Raw genomic sequence first — 4,319 nt, forward strand, 5'->3', positions numbered from 1 at the left:
GAACCGATGAATCGTCAGCTGCTCACCGTTGCCGGGGACAAGCCCGGCGCGTTCGCGTCTATCGGCGCCGCGCTCGGCAGCGCCCTCCCCGGCGCGATGATCACCATCGCGCCGGGCCGCTACGAGGAGAACCTCGTCATCAGCAAGCTCGTCACGCTCAGCGCCGAGGCCGGCGCGGGCACCGTCGAGGTGGTGGCGAAGCAGGGCAGCGTGCTCGTCGCGAGCGCGGAGGCCGTGCAGCTCAACGGACTCGACCTGACCAGCGAGGACACCGACCTCGCCGCGGTCGACGTGGTGCGCGGCGAGGTGGCCTTCGACCATTGCGAGGTCGGCGGCGCGTCGTGGGCGACGATCTACGCGCGCGGCACCGGAGCGGTCGCGTTGCGCGGCTGCAGGGTGACCAGCCGCGCGGGCGCGGCCGTCGTGACGACCTCGCCTTCGGTCAGCACGATCGAGGACACCGAGATCGCCGATGCCGGGTCCTCCGCGGTGGTCGCGACCGACCGCGGGTCCGTGGTGCTGCGCCGCTGCGCGATCACCCGGCCGCAGGGCAACGGGATATGCGTCAACGGCACCGGCTCGGTCCAGGCCGAGCAATGCGGCATCACCGGCGCCGCGAAACCGGCCGTCGTGGCCGAGCAGCAGGGCAACCTGTCGCTGTCCCAGCTCACCGTGACCGGCAGCGAGAACGTCGACCTGTACCTCATGAGCCAGGGCGAGGTGTCCATCTCGGATTCGGAGTTCCACGGCGCGGCGGTGCAGTCCGCCCACATCGCCGGTGCTTCCGAACCGGTGTTCACCGGCTGCGTGTTCCGCGGCGTCGGGCGCAACGCGATCCAGGTCAACGGGGCTTCCGCGCCGCGGTTCGCGGACTGCGAGATCGGTGAGTCGCCGGTCGGCATCGCCGTGGACGAGGGGAGCTCGCCGCGGTTCGACCGGACCGCGCTGACCGGGATCACCCAGACCGGCGTGCACGTGGCGGCGGAGTCCAAGCCGGTGTTCACCGGATTGCGGGCGGCGGGGAGCTCCGCGCCCGGCCTCGTCGTCGTGGGCAAGAGCGTGATCCGGTTGTCCGACACCGAGATCGACTCGGCCGCGCACCCGGCCCTGGACGCGTCCGGGGAATCCACTGTGGAGTCCTCGGACATGCGGATCGCCTCCACGGCGGAGGCGGCGATCGTGTTCGACGGCGGCGTGCACGCCACCTTGACGTCGCTGCTCATGCGCGGCGGCGGCCTGCGCCTGTCGGATTCCCGGCTTTCCATGCAGGATAGCGAGATCGTCGGCGCCGAGGGCCACGGCGTGGACCTGCGCTCCGGGGTGGTGGCGGCGCTCACCAGGTGCCGGGTGCGGTCCGCGAAGCGCACGGGCGTGAACTTCGCCGCCGGGGCCGGCGGCACGCTGACGGCCTGCGAGGTGGTGGGCAGCGCGGAGGACGGCATCAGCCTGGACACCGCCGAGCCGGTGCTGCTCAGCCGGTGCACCGCGCAGGACAACCGGGGCGTCGACATCCGCCGCTTCGGCGCGGACCGGGTCACGATCGAGGAACCGGCTGCGGTGCGCGACGAGCGGCCCGCGTCCGTCGCCGCCGCGGTCGGGGAACGCGCGGCCGACCGCAGCGCGGCGGAACCCGCCCCGCAGCAGGAGGCCGCGCCGGACGAGGCGCTGTCGGGCCCGCTGGCGGAGCTGAGCGGCCTGGTCGGCCTCGCCGGGGTCAAGCAGGAAGTCACCGCGCTGATCAACCTCATCAAGATGTCCCAGCTTCGCAAGGAGATGGGACTGCCGATGCCGCCGATGAGCAGGCACCTGGTGTTCGCCGGCCCGCCCGGCACCGGCAAGACCACCGTCGCCCGGCTCTACGGCACCGTGCTCGCCGAACTCGGCGTGCTGAGCAAGGGCCACATGATCGAGGTGGCGCGGGCGGACCTCGTCGGGCAGTACGTCGGTTCGACGGCGATCAAGACCACCGAGGTGGTCACGAAGGCCATCGGCGGAGTGCTGTTCATCGACGAGGCGTACACGCTGTCGGCCCAGACCGGCGGGTCCGGCCCGGACTTCGGGCAGGAGGCCATCGACGCGCTGATGAAGATCATGGAGGACCACCGCGACGAACTGGTGGTCATCGTGGCGGGCTACTCCGAGCAGATCGGGCAGTTCCTGGACTCCAACCCCGGCCTCGCGTCCCGGTTCACCCGCACCATCGAGTTCCCGAACTACAGCGTCGACGAGCTGGTCACGATCACCACCAACCTGTGCCGCAAGCACTACTACGAGCTCACCGAGGACGGGCTGCAGGCGCTCACCGAGTACTTCGACCGGGTGCCGAAGAACTCGACCTTCGGCAACGGCCGCGTGGCGCGCAAGCTGTTCGAGGCGATGGTGAACAACCAGGCGTCCAGGCTGGCCATCGCACCGCCGTCGAAGGAATCCGAGATGAACCGCCTGACCGCGGCCGATCTCGAAGCCGAAATCGACCAGCTCCGGTCGAACTCCGGCGGCGCACCTGCGGTCGCCCGCGACGAGCTGGATCCCGCGACGGCCGTGCAGGCCGGTCTCGGCTGGAAGCGTTTGCAGGAGCTGATCGGCCAGGCGGTGGTCCGGGAGGCGGCGGGCTCGAACCTGGTGCGCCTGATGACCGCCAAGCGGAACAACCAGGCGCTCGGTGCCGCGGCGAACGTCGTGATCGGCGGCACACGCGGCAGCGGCCGCTCCGCGATCGCCCGGTTGTACGCACAGGCGCTGTCGGAACTCCAGCTGGTGCGGGTCGGGCACGTGGTCCGGACGTCGGCGGCCACCGATCTGCTGCCGCACTGGCCGGGGCAGGCGGAAAGCCTGGTGCGGACCGCGTTCGAGGACGCCGAGGGCGGCGTTCTCGTCATCGACGTCGACGGCGACCTGGAACCCGACCACGCAACCGAGGTCGCGGAGGCGATGGTCGCCCTGATGCAGCGCCAGGCGGGGGATCCCGCGGTCGTCCTGATCGGCGAACCCGACCGGCTCGTGCCGCTGTTCCAGCAGGTTCGGCCGCTCGCGGACTGCTTCCTGCAGGGATGGGACCTCGAACCGTACTCAGTGGACGAACTGGCCGGGCTCGCCGTGCGCGACCTCCTCAGGCGCGGCCACGAAGTGCCCGACGAGGTGCGCGAAGCGGTGGCCGCGCGATTGGCCGGCACCGCCGATCGCGACACCGTCCACCCGGCGCGCGAGCTCGCCCGCAGGCTGGCCCGGACGGCCGCGTCCCGCACGCTCGCCGTGGCGGACCTGCCGCCGGCCGCGGTGCGGGGAACCCAGGCCGACCAGGGGTTGGTTTCCGTGGGTTGACCGGCGGCACGTCCATCAGCATCCGACCAGTTCCCGATGAGGAATCCCCATGTCCTTCCAAGACAAGCTCGAACAGGTACTCGCCGACTACCGGCGCAACCGCGAGAACCTGCAGTCCCTGCAGGAGAAGATGACCGAGAAGTCGTCGACGGCCACCGCGCCGCGCAATGCCGTCTCGGCGACCGTCGACATCCACGGCCAGGTGACCGCGATCGCGTTCCCGACCAACGCCTACAAGAACATGGCTCCCGCGGAACTCGCGAACGCGGTGCGCGACACCGTCAGGAAGGCCCAGCAGCAGGCGCGGGAGGAGATGATCGGCCTGGTGGAACCGATGATGCCCGAGGGCATGTCGATGCGCGGCGCGGAACCCGGCAAGATCGACGTGGACCGGTTCTTCCCCGACGACCCCGAGGACAGCGTCTTCCTCCGCGCGCTGAACGAGGGGAAGTGAGCCGTCGATGAGCGACGTGTCGTGGGTGAACCAGCCCGGCCTGAAACTGGCCGCCGAGCAGCTCAGGGCGCAGGCCCGCCGGCAGGAGCAGGTCTTCGCGCGGATGTACGACCTGGTCGGCAACCTGACCGACCCCGCGGTGTTCGGCGATGACAAGAACGGCCGCGAGTTCTTCGCCAAGTGGTCCAAGGACGTCGGCGACTGGGAGGACGGCGCCCGGGACATCCCGGCCAACACCTGGACCACCGCGAACGCCGTGGACGTCATGGCGGCCATCTACCGGGCTGCGCACAAAGATGCCGAGGACATCGCGAATTCGGTCGGCAACTCCGTGAAGAACATGACGCCCAACGGTTTCGGGAAGGTCGACGGCCCGTCCGCAGACGGCCCGAACACCTCGTCCGGCGGCGGGGGCAACGGCGGCGGCAACCACCACGGTCGCCGGTAGCGAAGGGATCGATGTCGTGAGTTGTGCGGGAGCCCGGTTGGGGCTGTTGTCCCGGCCGGGCTCCTGCAGCCCCGCTGGGGGTGACCGGCGTTGGCG

Annotated in this window: 3 protein-coding genes; all 3 read left to right on the top strand. The window is 70.8% G+C overall.

The features are described 5' to 3' along the window. Nucleotides 1–6 precede the first annotated feature (6 nt). From BLW84_RS27345 to BLW84_RS27355, 3 genes are read left to right on the top strand one after another with little or no spacing between them, the layout of a single operon-like run. Nucleotides 7–3,321, top strand: coding sequence for a right-handed parallel beta-helix repeat-containing protein (locus BLW84_RS27345; protein ID WP_093270887.1), 3,315 nt, complete (start codon nt 7–9; stop codon nt 3,319–3,321). Between the two features lie 49 nt (nt 3,322–3,370). Then, on the top strand, nt 3,371–3,775 hold the full coding sequence (locus tag BLW84_RS27350; protein WP_093270817.1) for a YbaB/EbfC family nucleoid-associated protein: 405 nt from the start codon (nt 3,371–3,373) through the stop codon (nt 3,773–3,775). A 7-nt stretch (nt 3,776–3,782) separates the two neighbouring features. Beyond that, the gene (locus BLW84_RS27355; RefSeq protein ID WP_093270820.1) at nt 3,783–4,223 is read left to right on the top strand and encodes a hypothetical protein; all 441 of its coding nucleotides are present in this window, start codon (nt 3,783–3,785) and stop codon (nt 4,221–4,223) included. Nucleotides 4,224–4,319: the final 96 nt, after the last annotated feature.

Origin of the sequence: Saccharopolyspora shandongensis, assembly GCF_900106995.1 — a bacterium.
Taxonomy (GTDB): Bacteria; Actinomycetota; Actinomycetes; order Mycobacteriales; family Pseudonocardiaceae; genus Saccharopolyspora; species Saccharopolyspora shandongensis.